Annotated in this window: 20 protein-coding genes; 7 read left to right on the top strand and 13 right to left on the bottom strand. The window is 66.3% G+C overall.

Features of this window, described 5'->3' with window-relative positions; genetic code table 11:
* Positions 1–16: 16 nt before the first annotated feature.
* A complete protein-coding gene (locus tag AC0Z35_RS02600; protein WP_485131434.1) occupies positions 17–676 on the top strand; it encodes an acetoacetate decarboxylase family protein in 660 nt (219 codons plus the stop codon).
* 16 nt (positions 677–692) lie between these two features.
* On the opposite strand, the gene AC0Z35_RS02595 is transcribed toward AC0Z35_RS02600, so the two are convergent.
* Positions 693–2120 (bottom strand): hydroxysqualene dehydroxylase, encoded by a 1428-nt coding sequence (locus AC0Z35_RS02595; protein ID WP_485131435.1) that lies wholly within the window; start codon positions 2118–2120, stop codon positions 693–695.
* A gap of 68 nt (positions 2121–2188) precedes the next feature.
* Positions 2189–3154, bottom strand: coding sequence for a DMT family transporter (locus AC0Z35_RS02590; protein ID WP_485131436.1), 966 nt, complete (start codon positions 3152–3154; stop codon positions 2189–2191).
* A 98-nt stretch (positions 3155–3252) separates the two neighbouring features.
* On the opposite strand from AC0Z35_RS02590, the gene AC0Z35_RS02585 reads away from it, so the two are divergent.
* Positions 3253–4032: an AraC family transcriptional regulator gene (locus AC0Z35_RS02585; RefSeq protein WP_319301350.1), complete on the top strand. Its 780-nt coding sequence runs from the start codon at positions 3253–3255 to the stop codon at positions 4030–4032.
* Positions 4033–4042: 10 nt separating this feature from the next.
* Here the strand turns inward: AC0Z35_RS02585 and AC0Z35_RS02580 are convergent, their stop codons facing one another.
* Together AC0Z35_RS02580 and AC0Z35_RS02575 are read right to left on the bottom strand one after the other, a co-directional pair.
* Positions 4043–4534 carry a hypothetical protein gene (locus AC0Z35_RS02580; protein WP_485131437.1) on the bottom strand — a complete coding sequence of 164 codons (492 nt, stop codon included), beginning with the start codon at positions 4532–4534 and terminating at the stop codon, positions 4043–4045.
* A complete protein-coding gene (locus AC0Z35_RS02575; protein ID WP_485131438.1) occupies positions 4509–4901 on the bottom strand; it encodes a phage holin family protein in 393 nt (130 codons plus the stop codon). The genes AC0Z35_RS02580 and AC0Z35_RS02575 overlap by 26 nt, the downstream gene beginning before the upstream one ends.
* Before the next feature lie 124 nt (positions 4902–5025).
* Here AC0Z35_RS02575 and AC0Z35_RS02570 point away from each other — a divergent pair, with 124 nt between their 5' ends.
* The gene (locus AC0Z35_RS02570; RefSeq protein ID WP_485131440.1) at positions 5026–5292 is read left to right on the top strand and encodes a hypothetical protein; all 267 of its coding nucleotides are present in this window, start codon (positions 5026–5028) and stop codon (positions 5290–5292) included.
* 4 nt (positions 5293–5296) lie between these two features.
* On the opposite strand, the gene AC0Z35_RS02565 is transcribed toward AC0Z35_RS02570, so the two are convergent.
* The 3 genes from AC0Z35_RS02565 to AC0Z35_RS02555 all read right to left on the bottom strand — a co-directional run bounded on the left by AC0Z35_RS02565 (position 5297) and on the right by AC0Z35_RS02555 (position 11136).
* Positions 5297–6382 carry a calcium:cation antiporter gene (locus AC0Z35_RS02565; RefSeq protein ID WP_485131441.1) on the bottom strand — a complete coding sequence of 362 codons (1086 nt, stop codon included), beginning with the start codon at positions 6380–6382 and terminating at the stop codon, positions 5297–5299.
* Positions 6383–6488: 106 nt separating this feature from the next.
* Positions 6489–10751 carry an AAA family ATPase gene (locus AC0Z35_RS02560; RefSeq protein WP_485131442.1) on the bottom strand — a complete coding sequence of 1421 codons (4263 nt, stop codon included), beginning with the start codon at positions 10749–10751 and terminating at the stop codon, positions 6489–6491.
* A 1-nt stretch (position 10752) separates the two neighbouring features.
* Complete coding sequence (locus tag AC0Z35_RS02555; RefSeq protein WP_104142114.1) at positions 10753–11136, bottom strand: response regulator transcription factor; 384 nt, start codon at positions 11134–11136, stop codon at positions 10753–10755.
* 159 nt (positions 11137–11295) lie between these two features.
* Here AC0Z35_RS02555 and AC0Z35_RS02550 point away from each other — a divergent pair, with 159 nt between their 5' ends.
* Positions 11296–11985, top strand: a complete 690-nt coding sequence (locus tag AC0Z35_RS02550; protein ID WP_219991055.1) for a response regulator transcription factor — start codon at positions 11296–11298, stop codon at positions 11983–11985.
* Positions 11986–12034: 49 nt separating this feature from the next.
* Here AC0Z35_RS02550 and AC0Z35_RS02545 read toward each other — a convergent pair whose 3' ends face one another.
* The 5 genes from AC0Z35_RS02545 to AC0Z35_RS02525 form a co-directional block, all read right to left on the bottom strand.
* Entirely contained in the window at positions 12035–12679 is a 645-nt protein-coding gene (locus AC0Z35_RS02545) for a response regulator transcription factor (RefSeq protein WP_485131443.1), read from the bottom strand.
* 154 nt (positions 12680–12833) lie between these two features.
* On the bottom strand, positions 12834–13916 hold the full coding sequence (locus tag AC0Z35_RS02540; protein WP_485131444.1) for a porin: 1083 nt from the start codon (positions 13914–13916) through the stop codon (positions 12834–12836).
* A gap of 111 nt (positions 13917–14027) precedes the next feature.
* Positions 14028–14891, bottom strand: a complete 864-nt coding sequence (locus tag AC0Z35_RS02535) for an alpha/beta fold hydrolase (protein ID WP_104142119.1) — start codon at positions 14889–14891, stop codon at positions 14028–14030.
* A 24-nt stretch (positions 14892–14915) separates the two neighbouring features.
* Positions 14916–15602: a hydrolase gene (locus AC0Z35_RS02530; protein ID WP_485131445.1), complete on the bottom strand. Its 687-nt coding sequence runs from the start codon at positions 15600–15602 to the stop codon at positions 14916–14918.
* A gap of 242 nt (positions 15603–15844) precedes the next feature.
* The gene (locus AC0Z35_RS02525; RefSeq protein ID WP_104142122.1) at positions 15845–16234 is read right to left on the bottom strand and encodes a helix-turn-helix transcriptional regulator; all 390 of its coding nucleotides are present in this window, start codon (positions 16232–16234) and stop codon (positions 15845–15847) included.
* 360 nt (positions 16235–16594) lie between these two features.
* Here AC0Z35_RS02525 and AC0Z35_RS02520 point away from each other — a divergent pair, with 360 nt between their 5' ends.
* From AC0Z35_RS02520 to AC0Z35_RS02510, 3 genes are all read left to right on the top strand, one after another.
* Complete coding sequence (locus AC0Z35_RS02520; RefSeq protein ID WP_485131446.1) at positions 16595–17044, top strand: hypothetical protein; 450 nt, start codon at positions 16595–16597, stop codon at positions 17042–17044.
* A 102-nt stretch (positions 17045–17146) separates the two neighbouring features.
* Positions 17147–17584 carry a GNAT family N-acetyltransferase gene (locus AC0Z35_RS02515; RefSeq protein ID WP_219991053.1) on the top strand — a complete coding sequence of 146 codons (438 nt, stop codon included), beginning with the start codon at positions 17147–17149 and terminating at the stop codon, positions 17582–17584.
* A gap of 182 nt (positions 17585–17766) precedes the next feature.
* Positions 17767–20202 (top strand): mechanosensitive ion channel domain-containing protein, encoded by a 2436-nt coding sequence (locus AC0Z35_RS02510; protein WP_485131655.1) that lies wholly within the window; start codon positions 17767–17769, stop codon positions 20200–20202.
* Between the two features lie 9 nt (positions 20203–20211).
* Here the strand turns inward: AC0Z35_RS02510 and AC0Z35_RS02505 are convergent, their stop codons facing one another.
* A complete protein-coding gene (locus AC0Z35_RS02505; protein ID WP_485131447.1) occupies positions 20212–21168 on the bottom strand; it encodes a LysR family transcriptional regulator in 957 nt (318 codons plus the stop codon).
* Between the last annotated feature and the right edge of the window lie 38 nt (positions 21169–21206).

Here is a 21206-nt window from a genome sequence, read left to right as displayed (position 1 = left end):
CCCGAGAGCAACGCCCATGTCTACACCAGCCGCAACACCGTTTCCCCGCGCGCCGTGGTCCTTGCAGGGCTCGGCGCTGATCAGCGTCTGGCGCGTGCCGCTGGATGCGCTGCCCGTGGCGGCGGCTAACGGCGCGCGCCTTGTGTCGCTGGGTCGCCAGGCGCTATGCGCGACGGTGTGGGCGCGCTACGAACCCGGCGGCACGCTGGCCTATAACGAGCTGCTTTTTGCCGTGGCGGTGCAATCGTCCGGCATCGTGGCCCCGGCATGTACCGTCGGGCCTATCTGGGTGGACGACGACGCGGCGGCGGCCGGTGGCCGAACGCTATGGGGAATTCCGAAACGCATGGGGGTGTTCCAGGCCGGGTCGTCTAACGGCCAGTCGTCCGGGTTTGCTGACGGCGCCACGGCGTCGATGACGGTGGATGGCCGGCGGGTGGCAACGCTGCAATATCAGCCGCCGTCGCGCTTGCAGGTGCCGGTGCGCTTGCCGATCTGGACAGTACAGGACGGCGACTCCGGCCCCATCCGCACGCGGTGCATGTTGCGCGGCCGAATGAGTCGCGGCGCCGCGCGATGGTTTTTCGAGCCGGACGGTCCGCTGTCATTCCTGGCGGGTCGTGAACCGCTGGCCAGCGCGCGCCTGCAACACTTGTCGGCCCGGTTCGGCCTCTAGCGCGCCCGTTGCCGTGCTAGGGGCGTCGCCTTAGCAAGCCCGCCAGACCGTCCATCTTGGGTGGGGGGCGCGCGACAGAATGCGGCTTGCCCATGTGCGCCAGCACGGCTTCGGCCGCCAGTGCGCCCGATCGCGCGGCGCTTTCCATGCAGGCGGGAAGTTCCGTGCGGGTCCAGTCGCCGGCCAGATATAAGCCGTCGTCCAGCACCGCGCCCGGCCGCCGCGCTTCGCCGCCAGGCCGGGGTGCAGGCACCGACATCGGGATACGGTGGACGGCCTGTGCCAGCAGGTGGCCGTGCGGCGGCGTGTGGCATCGGGCGGCCAGTTCCTGCAGCGTGATCGCCACGATGGCGTCATCGGACATGCCGGCCGCGCGGTGGCTCCAGATAATGTTGCTGGCGATGACCGAGCCACGGCAAAAGCTGAAGTCCCTGACTTTGCTCAAGTCGTAGAAGTCAGTATTCAACTGCGTGCGCGGCCAGGGCTGCGCCCAGAACACGTCATCCGTCAGCGGGCGGTCAAACCACAGATAGCAGCTGATGTAGGGGCTGGGCTCGTGCCATTGCGGCGCTGCGGCAGGGGGCGCGGCGGCCAGCATGGCGCGCAAGGCGTCGGGCGGCACGGCCAGCACGCAATGCCGCGCGCTTAACGCCTGGCCATTGTCCAGAGCCAGCATCCAGCCGCTGTCATGGCGCGTCACCGTGCGGACGTTGTGGTTCAGCCGCAGCGACCCGCCGGCGGCTTCGATCACCTGTTTGCCGGCGGGGATGTACAAGTCGCTTAAACCTACCTTGGCAATGCCGAAGCGCACGTCGCGGTGGCCCAGCATATGCGCGGCAAGTCGAAGGATCGATGCGGCCGAGCAATGCGCCAAGGGCACGTTAAGCAGCGCCAGCGCGGCCGATTCCCAGAACCAGCGCACAAACGCGGGGCGCACGCCCATCGACAGCAGGTAGCGGCGGGCGGGCAGCGTGTCCAGCTTCAGGAAATCTGCTTCGGTGCCGTGCATGGCCTGCCACGCCACCTTGGCGTTGGACAGCAGGTCGGCCCACCCTGCGCTGGGCAGCACCGCGGGCAGGATGGGCAGCCAATGCAGCGGTGCCGGCAAGGGCGCCGTCACGACGGGAAACGCACGGCTGCCATCTTGCACGGTCAGCAGCTTGCGCGGCAGCCACGCCACGTGGTTGGCGGTGTCCAGCCGCTTGAGCAAGGCCAGGAAGTTGTCATAGCGGCTTAGCAATACGTGCGGGCCGATGTCGACGGTGTCCCCCGTGGTGGGGTCCGCCCAGCTGCGCGCACGGCCTCCCGCGACGCGGCTGCCTTCCAGCACCACCACGCGCAGGCCCGCCGTCGCCAGCCACGTCGCGCAGGAAAGCCCGGCAATGCCCGCGCCCACGATAAGCACGTCCGCGCATGGGGCCGAGCCGTCGGGGTTGGGCGTCATGGGCTTCCTTGGTTCTTGCGATATGTGCCGCCCACGCAAGCGTCGTACCTGCCATGCAACGAATAGCGCTAGCGTGCGCGCCGTGCCCGGCGGGGCGCAGCCGGCGTCGTCGCAAGGCCTTGTGCGGCAAGCCTGCTGGGCGCCGCGCCCGCATGCAGTGGCCGATGCACCGTCTGCGCGATCAGCACGCCCACCAGGCTCATGCTGCCGCCGATGACGTGATACGCGTGCATCTGTTCGCCCAGCATGGCCACGGCCAGCACGGCGGTCAGCACCGGCAGCAGGTTGATGAAGATGCTGCAACGGTTGGGGCCCAGGTGCTTGACGCCCTGGATCCAGCAGAAAGACAGCAGGATGGACGAGCCGATGCCGGCGTAGGCGATCAGCGGCAGGGTGCGGGCGTCCAGCGACGCGGTGCCCGCCGGCAGCATCAAGAAGAACGGCAGCATGAACACGAGTGCCGCGATGGCTTGCAGGTACACCGCCTGCCACGCCGGAATCGTCAGGCGCCAACGGCGCAGCAGCACGCCGTACAGCGCATACGACAACGAGGCCAGCAGCATCAGCAGGTCGCCCGCGTGGACGCCGTTGTGCGCGATGGCGGCGATGTCGCCCTGGCCCACCAGGTACAACAGGCCCACGAAAGACAGCACGCCGCCCACGGCCATGCCGACGGTCAGCGCTTCGCCCAGCACGATCACGCTGAGGATGGCGGTCAGTAAGGGCACCAGCGCGGTCACGATGGCCATGTTGGTGGCCGTGGTGCTTTCGGCGGCGCGGTACGACAGGCTTTGGAACAGCGCCATGGCCAGCAGGCCGCTGATTGCCATCTTGCCCAGGTGCGGCCGCACCGACGCCCAGTTGCGCAGCAGCGGCCGCAGCACGAAGGGCGACATCAGCGCCAGCGCCAGGATCAGGCGATAGAAGGTGATGGCCGTGGGCGAAATTGCCGACGCGGCCAACTTGGAAACGATGACGTTGCCAGCCCACAGCACGATGGCCATGAACGGAAAGAGCAGGGAAGTGATGGACATGAAGGTCTCCGAAACGAGCCATTCATGGTGCCGGGCGCCGCCGCGTCCGTCTGGCGCTACTATGTCGCCAGTTATCGCAAAACTGCCAATCTGAACGTATGGAAGATTCCCCTTTCTACAGCGCATTCGTGGCCTCGGGCGCGCCCGCCGCCGCGTTGGCGGTGGATTACCCGCACGGCCATGTCATCGCGCCCCACCACCATGACCGGGCGCAACTGCTCTATGCCATCCAGGGCGTGATGACCATTGAAGCGCAGGGCGGCAGGTGGGTGGTGCCGCCCACGCGCGGCGTCTGGCTGGAGGCCGACGTGGCGCATTCGGTGCGCATGAGCGGCGCGGTGCGTGTGCGCACCGTGTTCGTCGACAGCCGCGCCACGGCGCAACTACCCGCGCGTAGTTGCGTGTTGGATATTTCACCTTTGCTGCGGGAGTTGATTGTGGCGGCGGTCGACATGGATGTCGCCGCGCCCAAGCGCGCCGGTTCGCGCGATTGGCATTTGTTGCACCTGCTATTGCAGGAATTGCGCAGCCTGCCGGTGTTGCCGCTGTATCTGCCCATGCCGGCGGACGCGCGGCTGCGCAAGTTTTGCGATGCGCTGATGCGCCAGCCGGACGCGGCGTTGACGTTGGACGAATGGGCGGCCCGGCTGCACCTGTCCACCCGCACCTTGCATCGGCAGTTTCTGCAACAGACGGGCATGCGCCTGGGTCAGTGGCGGCGACAGGCGAGGCTGCTCTTGGCGTTGGAGCATCTTGCCGGCGGGGCGCGCGTGGTGGATGTGGCGCTGGAACATGGCTACACCAGCCAAAGTGCGTTCGCGGCCATGTTCAAGAAGCACTTTGGCGTGTCACCGGCAGCGTTCTACCGCCAGGGGTGACAGCAGCCGTTCAAGGTGGCAAGGGTTTGCTGGCATCCGCCGACATCCCGTCTTGCAACGCGCGCAGCCGCTGCACGTGCTCGTCCAGCTGCATGCGCAGGCGCTCGGCTTCTATCGCATCCGCGCCCGTCGTCACCTCCGGCCCCAGCGCTTCCAGCCGCGCCATCGACGCGCGCAGCTCCGCGATCAAGCGCGTCAATCGCTCAACCTCGGGCGCCGGCAGGATGCCGCTGACGCGGCGGGTATTGCGGCGGTCCAGCAGTTCGGCGACACGGGCGCGCAACGCCACCACCGTCATGGCGCGCAGCGGTTGCTTCAGGAATGGTGGCCAGCCCAGCGCGGCGCCGGCGGCCAAGGCGGTGGTCTTGGCCCATGCCGCGCCCGCCTGGCCAAACGAGGGCGAACGCGCGCTTGCCATGCCGGCGCGGCGCAGTACCTGCCGGTCGCGCTCCATCTTGGCCAAAAGCGCGTCTTTATCAGCCTGGGTGGTGGTCTTGGGCATAGTGGCTCCGTGCGGCGGCGGTATCCAGTCGGACCTGGTGGCTCAGCTCGGCAAAGGGCGAGCCCTTGGGTGCGTTGTAGCGGGCGATGGCAAGCGCAATCAGGGTCACCATGAGCCAGGCGGCGGCAACCAGCCACGCGGCCAGCATGCGGTAGTCGGTGTCCCAGAAGGTGACGATGGCGGCAACCGAGATGAACCCCAACGTGCCCAGGGCGCAGAACACCAGCGCCACCCCGCTGATCAGCGTGGAGATCAACGCGCCCCGGTACAGCGATAACTCGATGCCCACCAGCTCTACGTAATCGCCGGAACGTTCCGCAGCGAATTTCGCGATGTGCCGCAACCTGCGCAATCGTTCGGAAATCATGGCGTCTCCTCGGGGGCCGTGAAAGCCGCTGTGCAGCAATTGCCATGCCCGTCGCCCGCGCTGCCGGGACCATTTTTTGCCGCACGCAATCGCGGTAGCATGGGGCGTTTCAACAGGAGGAATCATGGAAAAGCCAAAGTGGGATTTTCAGATCGAGCGGCCCGTTGAAGAGGGCGGGGCATGGCGCATCGGCTATACGCTGACGTTTGCTGGCGAACCGCAGCCGCGCGAACGCATCGCCATCGAAAGCACGTACTCGTCGGCGCAGACGGCAATTGACGAGGCGACGCGGCTGGCGCGCATCCACGCGGCGGACCTGAACGGCGAAGCGCCCACCTTCGAAAAGCCGACCGACGCCGAGGTGCCCTTTGGGCAGCATCAGCGGTTTTAAAGTCCTACAAACCCAGGCACAGCAGCATCAGGAAGGCGCCGAACAGCACAAAGTGCGTCATGCCTTCAATGGCATTGGTCTGGCCGTCATTCAGGTTGATGGCCGCGACCAGCAGCGTCACCAGCATCATCAGCGTCTGTAGCGGCGTCATTGCCATGACGATGCGCTGGCCCGAGATCAACGCCATGGCCTCCATGGCGGGCACGGTCAGGATCACCGTGGACAGCGACGCGCCCAAGGCGATGTTCACCACGGATTGCATGCGGTTGGCCAGGGCGGCGCGCAGCGCGGTCAGCATCTCGGGCGCGGCGGAAATGCCCGCCACGATCAAGGCAATCAGGCCGATCGGGACATCAACGCCTTCCAGGCTGCGGTCCAGCGAATGCGACATCAGTTCCGCCAGGAAACCCACCGCGATGATGCCGGCCGCCATGATCGCGGCCGACGGACGCCAGCTGGTCTGCGCCGCCGCGGGCAGGTTGCGGCGCGTTTTCTTTTCGGGATAGCTGTAGCTGAAAAAGTAGCTGTGCGGACCGGTCTGCATGCGCAGGAATACGCCGTACAGCAGCAACATCGCCACGATGGTGAAGGCGCTGTACGCGCGCCAGCTGGCCTGCGGCACGAATTCTGGAACGATCATCGACACCGTCACGGCAGTCAGGATCATTACGCTGTACGTGCGCGCGGAATCGTCGTTGTAGGCCTGTTCGCCATGCTTGAATCCGCCAATCAACGCGGCCACGCCCAGGATGCCGTTGATGTCCAGCATGACGGCCGAGTAGATGCTGTCGCGCACCAGCGTGGGCGAGCCGCCCTTGGACGACACGATGGCCAGCACGATCACTTCCACCAGCACCGCCGACAGCGTCAGGATCATGCTGCCGTAAGGGTCGCCAAGTTTTTGCGCGATGCGCTCGGCATGGCGCGCCACGCTTAACGACGCACACAGGATGGCCCCGATCAGGATGGTGGTTTCCGCCAGGCTGGCCATTCGGCCAACGTCGCGCAGCTGTGAATCGACGGCGTATCCGGCAACGGCGATGGCGCACGCCAAGAGTAGAAACTTCTCGGACTGGAGAAAGGATTTCATCTGGGTAGGACGGGCGGGAAATAGTGCCAGCCTAGCATGTGCCGGACCTGCCCGTGTGCGCGCTTTTGGGCATGGGCCTTGCTGGCCCATGTCCTTTCCGCGGACGTTAGTTTGCCGTGCGCAGGCGCGCGAGCTGGAACGAGAAGCGGGTGCCGCACGGCGTCAGCGGCTGCGCGTGCAGGGTGCCGCCATGCGCTTCGATGATTGATCGGCAGATCGCCAGGCCCATGCCCATGCCTTGCGCCTTGGTGGTGAAGAAGGGGTCGAAGATGCGACCCAGATCCTCTGCCGCGATGCCGGGCCCGCGGTCTTCAACGCTGACCTCGACCATGTCACCTTCCAGCCGCGACGACACGATCAACTGGCGCTGTCCTTGCGGCGTGGCGTGCATGGCGTCGATGGCGTTGGTGACCAGGTTAAGCACCACCTGCTGTAGTTGCGTGCGGTCTGCCTCGACCAGCGCGGCGTCGGATTCCAGGCGCGTCAGCAGGCGCACTTGTTGCGCGTCCATTTCCATCTGCGTCAGCGTCAGCACGTCGCCCAGGGTATCGTCCACGCGCACCGGCGCCAGCACGGCGGGCGCTTGCTTGGCCAGCGAGCGCAGGGCACGAATGATTTCGGCCGCGCGCAGGCCGTTGCGCTTGATGTGGTTCAGACTTTCGCGAGCTTCATCGATGTCGGGCACCGGCCGGTTCAGCCAACGCAGGCTGGCTCCGACCGACGTCACGATTGCCGTCAGCGGTTGATTGACTTCGTGCGCGATCGAGGCGGCCAGCCCCCCCATTACCGTCAGGTGCGACGTGCGTGCGAGGTCGGCGCGCGCCATGCGTAAATTCATTTCCGCTTGCGCGCGCCGCTGGTTCTCGTCAACCAATTGTGCGTACAGCCCGGCCATTTCCAGCGAGATCGCCGCGTGCGGCGCCAGCAGTTCCAGCGCCGCCGTGCGGCCGGCGTCAAACACATTTGGCGCGTCGTTGTTTTCCAGGTACAGCACGCCCAGCAGCATGCCGCCCCGGATCAGCGGCAGGCACAGTACGGAGCGCAGCGGCCGCGTCGCGGCCATTGCCGCGTGGATCGACGGCGCATCCACCACCGCGTCGGCCAGCACCAGCGTCTGGTGCGAGCGCAGCACGCTGTGCAGCACCGTCAGCGGCAGCGTGTCCGCCGTGGGGGTGGCGCTGCCCAGCGTGACCGCGCAGGTATCGCCCACGCGGCGCGCCGACGCCTCGATCAGCGGCGCTCCGCCGCGCACCAGCAGCAACAGGCCGTATTGCGCGTCGGCATAATCCATCATGTTGGTCATCAGCGTTTCAACCAGGCGGTCAAGCACCACCTCGCTGGAAATCAGCTGCGATGCGCGCACGCCGATGGTCCAGTCCGCCGCATTGGCCGCACCGTCGCGCTCGATCGGTTCAGGGGCGTCCGCGCGCGACGCCAACAAGGCCGCGTGCGTGGCAAACACCTGGTCGGCTTTTTTGCTGGCGCCCCAACGGCGATAACTGGCGTGGGCCAGCCGCACATGCTGACGGGCCGCCGACATCAGGCCGTTGGCCTGGCACAGGCCGGCCGCCATCTCGTGGGCCAGGGCTTGCTCGTGCACGAAGCCCGCCGCGCCCGCGCCGTCGGACGATGCCTCCAGGCTTTGCAGCGCCACCAGCGGCTGCTGGCGCAGGCGGGCCAGTTCGGCGTCAATCAGTTGCAGCTTGCTGAGGAAGGTTGCCGGGTTCAGTTGGCTCCAGGTCACAAAGCGCGCGCGATGCGGCTGCAACGCCGCGATGGTGGCGGCGGGGTCGGCCGCCGCGCCCGGTGCACGCGCCATGGCCAGCGCCAGGTACAGGTGACAATCCGCCGTATTGATGTGGCTGATCACGGACGACTTCAGCGCGGCCGCGCGCGACAGGCTGTCGACCGCTGCCGCGTAGTCATGGAAGTAAAAGGCTCCCATGCCGTCGTACAGCCAGATCCAGAACCGGGTGGATTCCGACCGCGTGCGGCGCGCCTGCTCGGAGGCGGGCTCGTCGCCCACGTACAAGGGCGTACCCAACAGCCGCCGCGTGAACCCGTGCTGCGCCTTGAGCAGCAGCTCGATGTCTATGTACTGGATCAACCGCGTGAGCGCCAGGCCGCGTTCGATTTCCTCTTCGACCAGGCGCAGCTGCTCGCCCATGAACAGCAGGTCGGACACGATGTGGTTGCTGGCGTAGCACGCCATGCCCAGGTCGCCCGACGCGCGGCCCAGCGACACGGCGGTGTGGACGTGCCCCAGCGCGACGCTCAGCGGTTGCGTCCAGGGGCTGACCTGGTCCACCGCCACCAGCGTGGCGATGCGCTCGGCCTCGAAGCCGTGATGCTCGGCCAGCGCCATGCCCGCCAGTCCGTAGGCCAAGCCGTCCTCATAGTCCTCATACTGCGCCGCGATGAAAACGCCGTACCACGACAGCCCATAGGCGGATTCCGGCGTGGCGCCGTGGTCCAGCGTCAGTTCCACCATTTTGGCCAGATGCGTGAAACGGATGCCGTCGTCAACGAAAAAAGACGAGATCAGCGTGGACAGCAGGCCCATCACGGTCTGGACGCGGCGGTCGCGAGTAATCGCCGTGCGCCCCAGCGAGGCGATGGGGCGGCCGGCCAGCTTGTGCCGGACAACGTCATACGCATCGCGCTGCGCGGCGGCGGACGGTGCGCGGGTCAGGGGCACGTCCAGCAGCGCCAAACCGGACAGCGCCGCGCCGATTGCGCCTTCGTAGTCGGACCGCAGCGTTTGAAGCACGGCCTTCAGCCGGTGCACCGCGGCCTCGTCCATCGGCGGCAGTTCGCGCGCCAGCAGGGCGCTGATCTCTTGCGCCGCCGTGGCGAATTCGGCTTGCGCCAACAGGCACTCGCATCGCAGCAGGCTGGCGTCGTAGGCCAACGCGTACTGCGTCGTCCACCAGTCCGGCTGCATCAGCCGGCAGGCCGCGCCCACGTAGCGGGCCGCCTGCTGCACCGCCGCCGCCTCCTTGGCGCGGCGCCCGGCAAGCGTCAGCACGCGCACGAACGCCACGCGTTGCGCCAGCGTGGGGTCAACGCCCTCGGCAAGCTCGATCTGGTTGGCGATTTCGAATGCGTAGTCGCCAAGCTGGGCGGCCCATAGCTGTGCCATCAGCGTGGCGATGCGCGCATGCGCTTGCGGGCGCTGCGCGGGCGGCGTCATGGCGTACGCGGATTCCAACACACGATCATGCGCGAACACATAGACGCCGTCGTCATGGCGTAGCAGGCCCGCATCGACCAGTGGTTGCAGCCGGGCCGCCACATCGGCCACGGGCAGATCGGCAATGCGGGCCAGCAGCGCGTCGCCGCTGCGCAGGCCCACGCAGGCCATCTGGCTCAACAAGCGCCTTCCGTCTTCGGGAAAGCGTTCAAGCCGGGTCACCATCAGGTCCACGACGCTGGCCGCATAGCGCGGATTCATCACGTCGGCCGGGTTCCACAGCCAGGTTTTCGATGCTGCGTCGAACGACAGGACGCCGTCGTCCATCAGGGTCAACAACAGCTGCCGGGCAAAAAAAGGGTTGCCCGCCGTGACCTGGTGCAACGCCTGCCCCAGCGGCTTGACCGCATCGACGTCGCCGCCCAGCACGGCGGCGGTCAGTTCGCAGACATCGTGTGCGGACAGCGGCGCCACCGTCATGCGGGTGACCTGGATGGGGTTCCAGCGGTCGGCGTGAATCAGCCATTCAAACGCCTGGCTTGCTTGGCGGTCCTGGTCGCGATACGCGCCCAGCAGCAGCACGTGCGCAGGGGGATTGACGGTGTACGCCTTCAACCAGGCCAGCGTATCGGCGTCGGCCCATTGCAGGTCGTCGATGAAAAGCACCAGCGGATAGCCGGCCTGTGCAAAGGCGGAAAACGTTTGCAGCAAGGCGTTGTGCACGCGTTGCTGGGCCTGCTTGGCCGGCACGCTGGACAAAGGCGCGGTGCGACCGATCAGATGTTCTATCTCGGGAAAGATCTCGGCAACGGTCCGGCCCTGGCCCGCCAGGCGTTCGACGAGCCGCGCGCGCAGCGGCGCCAGCGCGTCTTCATCGCGGCCCAGCGCGGCCATGGTCAGGGTGCGCAAGGCATCGGTGATGGGGGCGTAGGGAATGTCGCGCAGTTGCTGGTCGCTTTTCCCGCCGGCAAAGCTCGCGCCGGCCAGTTCCGCCCGTTGCGCCAGCCGGTCCACCAAGGTTGACTTGCCCGAACCGGCGGGGCCAGCCAGCAGCACGAGTTCGGCGTTGCCCTGCACCGTCACGCGGGCCAGGGCGTCGTCCAGCATGCGCAGTTCCGCGCCGCGTCCGACAAAGGGGGAGGCGGCCAGGCCGGCGCTTGGGTCGAAGGCGGACATGTCAGGGAGCCGGCGCTTCCGGGTGGATGGCGCGGTCGATGCAGCGCAGGATTTCGGCGTCTTCGAAGGGCTTGCAAAGAAAGCAGAATGCGCCCAGCTGCCGTGCCTGTTCGCGATACCGTTCTTCGGGGAATGCCGTCATCAGGATGACGGGCACGCCAAGGCCACGTTCGCGCAGGGCCGCGCACATGGCCAGGCCGGTCATGCCGGGCATCTGGATATCGGTGACCACGCAGGACAGCCGCGTCAGGTCTTCGGCATCCAGCAAACCCGCCGCGCCGTCGTACAACACCACGTTCAGGTCCAGGGAGCGCAGCAAGCTGCCAAGCGCCTTACGCACTGAAGCGTCGTCGTCGACGACCGCAATGAGGGGGGCGGCATTCACTGTGCATTCCTGTATCAAGGGCGACGAGCGGCTGGATGGCCGCGTCGCGAGTTCCCAAGCATACCCGCAGAAAGCCCCGGGAAAAAAGCCATACAAAGGTATAATTTTTTGCCTCTCTTCCCGCCCCGCTCCTTGCCGTTTCCGCGCGCCGATTTCACCATGCAAGATCAATCCGCCATCCCGTCTGGCGCTTGCGCCACCGCAGGCGCAGCCGCAACCGCCACCGCAGCGGCCAGGGCCGTGGTCTGGGTGGTGGACGATGACGCGTCGATACGCCAGGCGCTGAGCAATCTGCTGCGGTCCGAGGGGCTGGATGCGCGCACCTTCGGGTCGGCCGAAGAGATGCTGGCAGGCGGCTTGCCCACCGTGCCCACCTGCATCATCCTGGACGTGCGGTTGCGCGGCCTGAGCGGGCTGGACTTGCAGGCGCGGCTGTCGCCGGGCGATGCGCCGTTTTCCATCGTCTTTATATCGGGCCACGCCGACGTGCGCATGACGGCCACCGCCATGAAGGCTGGTGCGGTGGATTTCATTGCCAAGCCATTCACTGACGAAGACCTGCTGGGCGCGGTCCACGCCGCGCTGGACAAGGCGCGCGCGCGGCATGAAACCGCCCGCCACGCGCGGACGCTGCGCGAACGCTACGCCACGCTGTCGCCGCGTGAACAGCAAGTGATGCGGCTGGCGGCGGCCGGCCTGCTGAACAAGCAGATCGCCGCCAAGGCCGACATCAGCGAAGCCACGGTAAAAATTCATCGTGGCAACGCCATGCGCAAGATGCAGGCCCGCACGTTCGCGGATTTGGTGTTGCTGGCACAGTCCATGGGGCTTCTCGAAGCGGGGGATTAGCTGCGGGCGGCGAGCTGCGGGAGGCCAGCCGTGGGCGACTAGCCACGGGCTAAGCGACCGCGCCTATCTGCCCGGCCATCGTCACCAGTTGCGCAAAGCTGCGCGCCTGCATCTTGCGCATGGCGTTGCCCCGGTGGATCTTCACGGTGATGTCGCTGATGCCCAGCCGGTCGGCAATCTGCTTGTTCATCAAGCCCGCCGTGGCGTGTTTCATGACCTGCCTTTCGCGCGGGCTCAGGCTCTGATAGCGCTGCACCAGGCCGTGCATGGCCTGCTCGCAGGCGCGGCGCTCGCCGTCGCGCTGCAAGGCCAGCCGCACGCAATCCAGCAGGTCCTGTTCGTTGAAGGGCTTGGTCAGGAAGTCCAGTGCACCGGCCTTCATGGCCCGCACGGTCATGGGGATATCGCCGTGACCCGTCATGATGATGACGGGCAGGGCATCGCCGTCGCTTTGCAGCAATTGTTGTAGCGCCAGGCCGTTGCCATCGCGCAGCCGCACGTCCAGCAGCAGGCATGCCGGGCGATCGCCCCTGTCGAACTCGCGAAATTCCCGCACGCTGTGAAAGGCCTTGGCGGCCAGGCCCACGGAGGCAAACAGCGCGACCAACGACTGCGTGATCGCGGGCTCGTCATCGACGATATAGACCACGGGGTCCACGGGGTGGGAAATGCCGGGGCTGGCGCATGGCTTCACGATGAACTCCTGAGGGGGCGTGCGCACAAGTCGGCGCGCGGGGCTTGCGCTGCTGGGGCAACTTGCATGTCCGGAATTCTGGCACGGCCCCGCGCCGGGGACGCATCCGCTACCACCAAAGTCGTAGCCGGTTGCGGCGCGCGGCAGATCCCCGCTAGAAGTTGTGGCGCAGGCCGATGGCCAGCGTTTGCGGGCTGGTGCCCTGCGTTACGCCCAGGCTGTTGATGGCAAAGTCGTAGTCGGCGCGCGCCCGGTTGCTGATCCGCGAGTAATAGCCGTACAGGGCGGTGCGGGGCGACAAGGGGTAGTCGTACCCGACCGTCCACTGCGCCGCGCCGGTGTCCGATCCGCTGCGTACAAAGCCCACCGTCTGCGTCGACGCCCCGCGGCCGTTGCTTGCCACGCCCAGCGCGGCGCGCAGGCTGCCCCGGCCCAGCGCCTGCACGATCGACACGTAATAGCCGTCCCGGGTCAACGATCCGCTGGCCGTCCGATAGCGCAGCCGTTCATACACCACTGCGACTCGCGTCGTCGGAAACTGATACGACAGGCCCATCTTGAAGGCGTCATCGTGCGTGTTCGCCGCCTGGTAATTGCGGTGCAGTTCGTAAGCCAGCGCCAGGTTCAAACCGCCCCGGTCATAGCTGCCCGACCACGAAAACAGCTGCGGATTGCGCGGCGTTGTCATTTTTTCCTGGGGCAACCCCCACGCGAATCCACCGCTTAAGCCCTGCCAGGACGGCGTGCGGTATTGCAGGGAATTGTTTTGCCTGCGGTCGAACGAACTGGTGTTCTCGACGTTGCCGGTGCTGGCGGCCGAGCCGTTGCCCAGCAAGGCCATGTAGCCCGCCGTGGTCGCGTAGTAGGGGTCGTAGGCCAGCGTGGCTTCGGTATAGGGCGTGTGCCAGTTGCCCAGGAACAGCGTGCCATAGGGGCCGTCGAACCCCACGCGCGTGTTGCGGCTGGCGATCTGCCCCTGGCCGGTGTTCAGCGCGATGCCGCTTTCAATCTGGAAGATGGCGCTGGTGCCGTCGCCCAGCCATTCCGTGCCGCGTAGCCCGAACACCGAGCGGTTATTGGTCATCCGGGCGGCGCTGCCCGGCTCGGGTCCGCCGCTGATCCAGCTGCTTTCCAGCGCGGTGTTCAACCTGCCGTATAGCGTTACCGACGATTGAGCGCAGACCGGCGCCGCCACGGTCAACAGGCACGCGGCTAGCGGTTTTGCATAGCATTTCACTAGAGACTTCCGGTAAAAAAAGAAAGGCAGGGCGCCGGGCTTGCTTGCCCGGCGCCCCGGAAAAGGCGCTCCGGAAGGCGCCTTTATGCAGGTGGCCCTGGGGCCGGGCGGTCAGCCCCGGATGAAGGCCAGCAGGTCGGCGTTGACTTCTTCGGCGTCCAGCACGCACATGCCGTGCGAGGCGCCCGGGTAGACCTTCAGCGTGGCGTTCTTGACCAGCTTCACGGCCTTTTCCGCCGAGTTGGCGATCGGCACCATCTGGTCGTCCGAACCATGCAGGATCAGGGTGGGCACGTCGATCTTCTTCAGGTCTTCGGTGAAGTCCACCTCGGAAAACTGCTTGATGCACGCGTACTGGCCACGGATGCCGCCTGCCATGCCCTGCAACCAGAAGGCGTCGATGGTGCCTTGTTCGATCTTGGCGCCCGGCCGGTTAAAGCCAAAGAACGGCTGGGTCAGGTCTTTGTAGAACTGCGAGCGGTTCCGCATGACGCCCTGGCGAATGCCATCAAACACTTCCATCGGCAAACCGTCAGGGTAGGCCGCGGTCTTGGCCATCACCGGCGGCACCGCGCCGATCAGCACCACACGGGCCACGCGCTTGCTGCCATGGCGTCCGATGTAGCGGGCAACTTCCCCGCCTCCGGTGGAATGGCCCACCAGCGTTGCGCCCTGGATGTCCAGCGCGTCCAGCAGCGCGGCCAGGTCATCGGCATAGGTGTCCATGTCGTTGCCTTGCGACGGCTGGCCCGAACGGCCGTGGCCGCGACGGTCATGGGCGATCACACGAAAGCCGCGCTCGGACAGGAACAGCATCTGCGCGTCCCAGGCGTCGGCGTGCAACGGCCATCCGTGCGAGAAGACGACCGGCTGGCCGGCGCCCCAATCCTTGTAGTAGATGCGGGTGCCGTCGGCGGTCACGATGGTCTGGCCGGCGGGGTCGGCCGGGAAAGCACTTTGCGATTGCACATTCATGTTGCGGGTCCTGTAAGCGTCAGATCAACGGGCGGCAATGGGGGCAATCGCTTCGTGCGTGGTACGCGTGCGCTGCGGGGCCTTGTGCACCATCGTGTAGGCGTAGTCCACGCCCATGCCGTAGGCGCCCGAATGCTCTTTCACCAGCGCCATCACGGCGTCATAGGTTTCGCGGCGGGCCCAATCGCGCTGCCATTCCAGCAGCACCTGTTGCCACGTCACCGGCACGACGCCCGCCTGGATCATGCGCTGCATGGCCTGGTCGTGCGCTTCCTTGCTGGTGCCGCCCGAGGCGTCCGACACCATGTAGATTTCGTACTGGCCTTCAAGCATGGCGCACAGCGAGAACGTGGTGTTGCAGACTTCGGTCCACAGGCCGGCCACAACGACCTTCTTGCGGCCGTTGGCGGCCAGCGCATCGCGCACCTTCTGGTCGTCCCACGAATTCATCGAGGTGCGTTCCAGCACCTTCTGGTCCGGAAACACATCCAGCAATTCGGGGTAGGTGTAGCCCGAGAAGCTCTCGGATTCCACGGTGGTGATCGTCGTCGGGATGTTGAAGATCTTGCCGGCCTTGGCCAGACCGACGGTGTTGTTCTTCAGAACCTGACGGTCAATGGACTGCACGCCAAAGGCCATCTGCGGCTGGTGGTCAATGAAGATCAGTTGGCTGTTTTGCGGGGTCAGCACTTCAAGTTTGGATTGGGTCATGGCGAATGTTCGAAGGGTCTGTCGATGCGTGATTGCAAGGCGCAAGCAGACGGATTGTGAAAGGGATGCGCGCGCATCCCGTGGCATGAAAACCTGTCCGGCAGCGGACGGAACGAAGCTTATGGGGGCGCTATCGGCGGCACAATAACGCCTTCGTATAGGCGCGAAGGCGAAGAGGGGAACACGCCTGTGATCGCCGCGCCTCGGTCAGGAATCGGTCAGGAAAACGGTCAGGAAATTGGTCAGGCGTCGGCCGCGCGACGCCACGCGCCGGGCGTCAGGCCGACCACGTTGTGGAACACGCGCGTGAAGTGCGCCTGGTCGGCAAACCCGCAATCCAGTGCGATATCGGCCAGCGTCTTGTCCGGTATCCGCAGCTGTTCGCGGGCTTGGGCGATGCGTTGCAGCAGCGCCCAACGGTGGGGCGTCGTGCCGGCGGCATCGCGAAACACGGCTGTGAAATGCGTGCGCGACAAGCGGCAGGCGCGCGCGACGTCGGCCACCGAGCTCTGGCCGCTTAACAGCATGGTCTTTGCCTGCTGCTCCAGCGACACCGGCAAGCTGCGTTTTGCCGGCTCGGGGCCAAGCGGCGGCGGGCCGCTGTTGTCGGCGCGGACGTGGGATGGGCGCATGTAAACCTCCGGGGCAGAAAGCGAGGGACCGCGCCCTCTTGTTGGGTGAATCGACGCGCGACGCCTGCGCGGCAAGCGCGTGGGCGGGCTGGCCCTGGCGCCTGGCCCTGGCTTCTGGCTCGTCTGGCAGGCAAGCGCAGAATAGGAGTCGGCCCCCTCGCCATCAATCAGCCATTGGTGTTAGCGGCAGGACGTCAGCACGCGCCGGATACGGGTTGTCGTTGTCTCCATCTCGTTGGCCCCATCTCTTTGTCCCCATAGCGCCATACCCAATATTGGGTATTCCGGACACGGGCCGAAGCACGGCATGCGGGACTACATTGCAAGGTCCAGGGTTCTTAACCGCACGTGGAGTTTTCTATGAAAAAGTCCATCATTCCCTGCGTTGCCTTGCTGCTCTCGACCATCGGCCTGACCGCTACCGCACAGACCATTACGCCGATGAAAGGGCAGTCTCCTGAAACCACACAACAAGACGTCGCCGCCTGCCAGGCCCAGGCGGGGGGCACCGGCACCACCGACACCACGCAATCCGGCGGTCGTGCGCGCGGCGCCGCCACGGGCGCTGTCGCGGGCGCGGCAGTGGCCGGCGCGCGTGGCCAGAAGCACGAAGAGGCCTATGACCGCATGGACGACGACGTCAAGCAGGAATACCGTCAAAACCAGGCGAAGGACGCGGCGGTGGCCGGCGCCGTGGTGGGTGGGTCGCGCCAGCGGCAGGACCGTCGCGAGCAGGCCAAGACCAGCAGCGCGGCGTCGTCCGCATACACCAGCTGCATGCAGCAGCGCGGCTATCAGGTCACGCCCTGATTGAAGGTGCCCGGGGGCGCGGGGCCGCGCGCTTGTCATGAGGCGGACACGATGCCGTCATAAATTTCCGCGCAGTCTTGCACACGCAGCCCGGAAACCGACATGCACCTACGCCCCGCCACCGCCCAGGACGGCCCCGCCATCGCCACCTTGCTGGCGCAACTGGGCTATCCCGGCACCACCGCCTTCATGGCGGAAAAAATCGCCCTGCTATCGGCGCATCCCGATGCCCTGTTGCTGGTGGCTCACGACGATGCCGGACAATTGCTGGGCTTTATCAACCTGCATTTCATGATCCAGCTGGCGCTGCCCGGCGACTTCTGCCGCATCGCGTATTTCTGCGTTGACGACCAGGCCCGCAGCGCGGGCGTCGGCCGTCAACTCGAAGCGGCGGCCGAAGCAGAAGCCCGCGCGCGCGGCTGCGACCGCATCGAAGTGCATTGCCACGAACGCCGCGTGGATGCGCACCGCTTCTACTACCGCCAAGGGTATGAAGAATCGCCTAAATATCTGATGAAGCGGCTGGGCTTTATCATTTAGCCCTTGGCGGCGTTGTCCCTGCGATCGCGCGCCGCGTTCCTGGCCTTGATCGCAGAGGAGTTTTATTAGTGGTTCGATTCGCAACGACAGCATCCCTTTTTTATCCGCCCCGCGAAGAGTCCGCCCGCCTTTGGCGGCACCGACGCGCGAGGCCATGGCAGGCGGTGTGGCTGCTGGTGGTGATGCTCAGTTGCGTGTTGTTGACCTGGCCGGGGCAGGCTGGCGCCGCGTCGCCGCTACAACCCCCGTCGCAGCCGCCCGCCGCATCGGCATCCGCGCTGACGCCCGATGCGTTGGCCGACCTGCTGGACAATCCCGAGGCACGCAAGGCGCTGGTCGATGCGTTACGAGCGCAAGCGGCGGGCAAGCCGCCCGCCGCGTCCCCCGCGCCGGGTGCGGCCACTTCCCCCAAGGCCCCGACCGAGCCCGGTTTACAGGAACGCATGGCCGATGGCGTGCAGCAGTTCCTGACCGGCGTGGCCGCCGACATGGGGCAGGGCGTGGACGATATGCGCGCGCTGGCCTCGGGTCGCAGCCTGCGGATGGACGGCGCCACCGCCGGCAATGCGCTGCTGCCGTTGCTGCTGGCCGGCTTAGCAACCGTCATTGCCTATCTGCTGCTGCGGATGATCGCCATGCGCATCTACACGCGCATCGACCGCTGGGTGGCTGAACATGCCAGCCCTTCCGAGGCGGCGACCGTTCACGACCCCGGCACTCCGCGCCGCGCGCCTGCATCGATGCGGGGCTTGTACCAACGCTTGGGCGCCATCGTGGGCGCGGTTGCCATCGATGCCGGCGTTGTGCTGCTGGCCGCGATGGCGGGTGGGGCGGCCGCCCTGTGGGGCACGCCCGAGCGCGGCACGCTGGACACGCTGGCGGCGGTGTTCCTGCGCGCTTTCGTGGCGGTGGAAATCGTCAAGGTGCTGATCCGCACGGTGTTCGCGGTACGGCATCCGCACCTGCGCCTGCTGCCGATGTCCGACGAGCTGGCCCGGTACTGGAACGCGTGGCTGGTGCGCGTGGTCGCGGCGGCGGGCTATGGCACGCTGCTGGTTGACCCGGTGATCTCGGCCGCGCTGTCGCCCGCCCTGGGTCGCCTGGCCAGCATGGTCATCATGCTGGTGGTGTACGTGTACGCCGTGCGCATCATCTGGCAGAACCGCCATTCGGTGCGTGATCGCATGAACCGCCATGCCGCCAACGCGGCCACGTTCATGGGGTCGCGGCTGCACTTCCTGTCGCGCATCTGGCACGTGCTGGGCATCGGCTACTTCACCGTGCTGCTCATCGTCAGCCAGATCGACCCGACCAACGCGCTGCCCTTCATGGCGCGCGCCACCGCGCAGACCCTGCTGGTCATCGGCGTGGGCAGCCTGCTGATCCTGTTTCTGAACACGATACTGGCCAAGCCCATCCGCCTGTCCGACGACCTGCGTCGGCGCCTGCCCATGCTGGAAGCGCGCGTGAACGCCTATGTGCCCGCCCTGCTGAAAAGCGTGGGCTGGATCATTCGCATCGTCATCGTGTTGCTGGTGCTGGACGCCTGGCACGCCTTCGACCTGTCGCGCTGGCTGTCGTCGGACGCCGGTGGGGCGGCCATCAAGATAGTGGTCAACGTGGTCATCGTGCTGCTGATCGCGGCGCTGGCCTGGACGGTTATCGCCAGCATCATCGAACACCGCCTGAGCCAAAGCGAAGGACGTGGCATGCCCAGCGCGCGCGAACGCACGTTGCTGTCGCTGTTCCGCAATGCCGCGTTGATCGTCATCGTGACCATGACGCTGATGGTGCTGTTGTCGCAGATCGGCATCGATGTCGGGCCGCTGATCGCGGGCGCCGGCGTGGTGGGCCTGGCCATCGGCTTCGGCGCGCAGAAGCTGGTGCAGGACATCATCACCGGCGTGTTCATCCAGCTTGAAAATGGCATGAACGAAAACGACGTGGTGCAGGTTGCCGGCGTGTTCGGCACCGTGGAGAAGATGACGATCCGTTCGGTCGGCATACGCACGCTGGACGGCGGCTATCACCTGGTGCCGTTCTCGTCGGTGGATGTGGTCGCCAATCACATGCGTGACTTCTCGTATCACTTAGGTGAATACACCATCGCGCATCGTGAAAGCGTGGACGACGCCATTGAACATTTGCGCGCCGCGTTTGCCGAATTGATGACCGACTCGGTGCTCGGCCCCGAGATTCTGGAGGAAATGACGGTGGCGGGCGTTACCGCCGTCAACGACAAGGGCGTCACCATCCGCATCCTCATCAAGACCACGCCGGGCATGCAGTGGGCCGTGCAGCGCGGCTACAACCGCCTGTTGAAGAAGCACTTCGATGCGGCCGGTATCGAGCTGCCGTACCCGCACACGGTGGTGTACTTCGGGCAGGACAAGCGCGGCTATGCGCCGGCGGCCAACGTCACGTTGCAAGCCGAGCGGCCGGACGATGGCGAGGGCGCACGCGCGGCTGGGCATACCCGCCGCCGCTTCAAGCCGGAAACCGGTCAGGACGATTCGGCGGAGGTGCTGGGCAACGAGCTTGAGGCGCGAGAGGAAGGGCAAGCGCAGTCGCGCGAGTCCGAAACGACTTTGCACGACTCCACAACCGCGCGCGTGTAGGACGCGGGGTTACGCCCGGGCGTCATGGATGGCGCCGGACGATTCCCGCAGCAGTTCGATGAACAGGTCCAACGGGGCCGAGCGCAGGCTCGGCGCCCGGCGCGCAAGCAGCGCCAGCGCCGGCAGCTTGGGCGTGGATACCATCGACAGGATTTTCAGCCCGCCCAGGCGGGCTTCTTCTTTCGCGTGCGCCATGCGCAGCAAGCCCAGGTCCACCGTGCCCAGCGTGATCAGAGACCGCGTGGTCAAGGGCGATAGCGCCTCGACCGTGTGCTGGGGCGGGCGCATTCCCAATTCCAGATAGACGCGCATGAATGCACGTCTCAAGACCGACTCGGTTGGCGGCAGTATCCAGCGCGCCTCGCTCAGGTCTTCCCATTTGATGCGGCGTCGGCGGCTCCATGCACTGTTGGGCGACGCGACGACCGCCATCGAATCTTCGACCAGGCGCTCCAGGCGCAGCTCGTCGATGCGCACATTGCGCAGTTCCTCGTCGGTGATGGGGCCGACTACACAGTCCAGCTCACCGCCCAACAGCGAGGCGATCAGCAGGTTGATCTGACCTTCCCGGATGGACACCTGCACCGTGGGCGCCTTCTTGAGCAACTGCGCCACCGCCACCGTCGCGTTCAGGTTGCCGGACAGCGCGCCGATACGCAGCAGGCCCTGTTGCCCCTGGCGCACCAGGCCGATTTCGTTTTCGATGGTGCCCAATTCCCGCATCAGGATTGCCGCCCGCGCAATCAGCGCCGTGCCCGAGCGGTTAGGCGCGATGCCCCGCGCGTTGCGGTCGAACAAGGGGCCGCCGAACATGGCTTCCACCTCGCGCAACATGCGCGTGGTGGCGGGTTGCGACAGGTTCATGCGCTTGGCCGCCGCGTGCACCGTCGACACCTCGCCCAGAATTTGCAGCAGCTCAAGGTGACGGGCGCGCAGGCGTCGGACGAGGGCAGAGGGCGGGTTCATGGCAATACCTTAAACGCATCGATTGATAAAAATAAATG

Source organism: Achromobacter sp. 1L-A-4-B-C2 (assembly GCF_057291955.1).
The sequence above is the reverse complement of the archived record's forward strand: the minus strand, read 5'-3'. Positions and strand labels throughout refer to the sequence as shown.

Bases quoted from the DNA above. Each gene is read 5' to 3' on its own strand.
- AC0Z35_RS02525 (WP_104142122.1), bottom strand. From the start codon at position 16,234: ATGCGCCCATCCCACGTCCGCGCCGACAACAGCGGCCCGCCGCCGCTT.
- AC0Z35_RS02580 (WP_485131437.1), bottom strand. From the start codon at position 4,534: ATGCCCAAGACCACCACCCAGGCTGATAAAGACGCGCTTTTGGCCAAG.
- AC0Z35_RS02600 (WP_485131434.1), top strand. From the start codon at position 17: ATGTCTACACCAGCCGCAACACCGTTTCCCCGCGCGCCGTGGTCCTTG.
- AC0Z35_RS02550 (WP_219991055.1), top strand. From the start codon at position 11,296: ATGCAAGATCAATCCGCCATCCCGTCTGGCGCTTGCGCCACCGCAGGC.
- AC0Z35_RS02510 (WP_485131655.1), top strand. From the start codon at position 17,767: ATGCTCAGTTGCGTGTTGTTGACCTGGCCGGGGCAGGCTGGCGCCGCG.
- AC0Z35_RS02515 (WP_219991053.1), top strand. From the start codon at position 17,147: ATGCACCTACGCCCCGCCACCGCCCAGGACGGCCCCGCCATCGCCACC.
- AC0Z35_RS02520 (WP_485131446.1), top strand. From the start codon at position 16,595: ATGAAAAAGTCCATCATTCCCTGCGTTGCCTTGCTGCTCTCGACCATC.
- AC0Z35_RS02590 (WP_485131436.1), bottom strand. From the start codon at position 3,154: ATGTCCATCACTTCCCTGCTCTTTCCGTTCATGGCCATCGTGCTGTGG.
- AC0Z35_RS02565 (WP_485131441.1), bottom strand. From the start codon at position 6,382: ATGAAATCCTTTCTCCAGTCCGAGAAGTTTCTACTCTTGGCGTGCGCC.
- AC0Z35_RS02530 (WP_485131445.1), bottom strand. From the start codon at position 15,602: ATGACCCAATCCAAACTTGAAGTGCTGACCCCGCAAAACAGCCAACTG.
- AC0Z35_RS02585 (WP_319301350.1), top strand. From the start codon at position 3,253: ATGGAAGATTCCCCTTTCTACAGCGCATTCGTGGCCTCGGGCGCGCCC.
- AC0Z35_RS02535 (WP_104142119.1), bottom strand. From the start codon at position 14,891: ATGAATGTGCAATCGCAAAGTGCTTTCCCGGCCGACCCCGCCGGCCAG.
- AC0Z35_RS02595 (WP_485131435.1), bottom strand. From the start codon at position 2,120: ATGACGCCCAACCCCGACGGCTCGGCCCCATGCGCGGACGTGCTTATC.
- AC0Z35_RS02575 (WP_485131438.1), bottom strand. From the start codon at position 4,901: ATGATTTCCGAACGATTGCGCAGGTTGCGGCACATCGCGAAATTCGCT.
- AC0Z35_RS02505 (WP_485131447.1), bottom strand. From the start codon at position 21,168: ATGAACCCGCCCTCTGCCCTCGTCCGACGCCTGCGCGCCCGTCACCTT.
- AC0Z35_RS02570 (WP_485131440.1), top strand. From the start codon at position 5,026: ATGGAAAAGCCAAAGTGGGATTTTCAGATCGAGCGGCCCGTTGAAGAG.
- AC0Z35_RS02560 (WP_485131442.1), bottom strand. From the start codon at position 10,751: ATGTCCGCCTTCGACCCAAGCGCCGGCCTGGCCGCCTCCCCCTTTGTC.